Raw genomic sequence first — 816 nt, 5'->3', positions numbered from 1 at the left:
CAATAATCGCCAGGCCGACCCAGACACTCAGATAACGCTCGAAGAACGGCATCAGAGGTCCTCCATGTCCCGGTGGATTTGTTCGCCGCAGGCCACCAGACCTGTCTTGCCAAGATCATCCAGCGACACAGCGAACAGTGCCTGAAGCCGTTTTTCCAATTGCCGGTAGGTGGCCTCAAAGGCCGCCGCAATCTCCTCGTCCGTGCCTTGCGCATGGGCCGGGTCCGGCAACCCCCAATGCAGTTTGGGCACATCCCCCAGCCACACCGGGCAGGCTTCTCCGGCAGCGCTGTCGCAGACGGTAATGATCAGATCGATAGTTTCATCGGCCAGATCGTCCATGGACTTGGAGGCCGGGTTTTGCGGAGTAATACCATGGCGTCTCAGTACCGCCAGCGCCCCCGGGTTCACCTCACCGGTGGGATGGCTGCCGGCACTGAGTCCCCGAAAACGGCCTTCGCCCAGGGCATTGATCAACGCTTCACCAATAATGGAACGGCAGGAATTGCCGGTGCACAGTACCAGGATCGTCATGGGTTGCAGTTGCATGTCAGTTCTCGCAGCAGGCAGAGACAGGAAGTGTCAGGGACAGGGCGTCGCAGGCCGGTGATACCAGACTTGCCAACGTCTGCTGTGCCCAGGCGGGCAGATTCGGATTAACGCGGTAATGCATCCAGGTACCCTGCCGCCGAGCCACCACCAACCCGCACTGGCGCAGCTGGGCCAGGTGGCGAGACACAGTGGACTGCGGCGCCTGCATGGCCTCCACCAGATCGCACACGCAGACCTCCCCCTGACCGTGCAGCAGGCAGATCA

Annotated in this window: 2 protein-coding genes; both read right to left on the bottom strand. The window is 61.4% G+C overall.

Annotated features, from left to right (window positions below):
• Positions 1-51: 51 nt before the first annotated feature.
• A complete protein-coding gene (locus tag A3730_RS12240; protein WP_063519544.1) occupies positions 52-549 on the bottom strand; it encodes an arsenate reductase ArsC in 498 nt (165 codons plus the stop codon).
• A 1-nt stretch (position 550) separates the two neighbouring features.
• Positions 551-814: a metalloregulator ArsR/SmtB family transcription factor gene (locus tag A3730_RS12235; RefSeq protein ID WP_082872356.1), complete on the bottom strand. Its 264-nt coding sequence runs from the start codon at positions 812-814 to the stop codon at positions 551-553.
• Positions 815-816: the final 2 nt, after the last annotated feature.

This window comes from Alcanivorax sp. HI0044 (genome assembly GCF_001634945.1).
The sequence above is the reverse complement of the archived record's forward strand: the minus strand, read 5'-3'. Positions and strand labels throughout refer to the sequence as shown.

What these genes read in the sequence shown, in the direction of transcription:
- A3730_RS12240 (WP_063519544.1), bottom strand. Translation starts at nt 549, where the DNA reads ATGCAACTGCAACCCATGACGATCCTGGTACTGTGCACCGGCAATTCC.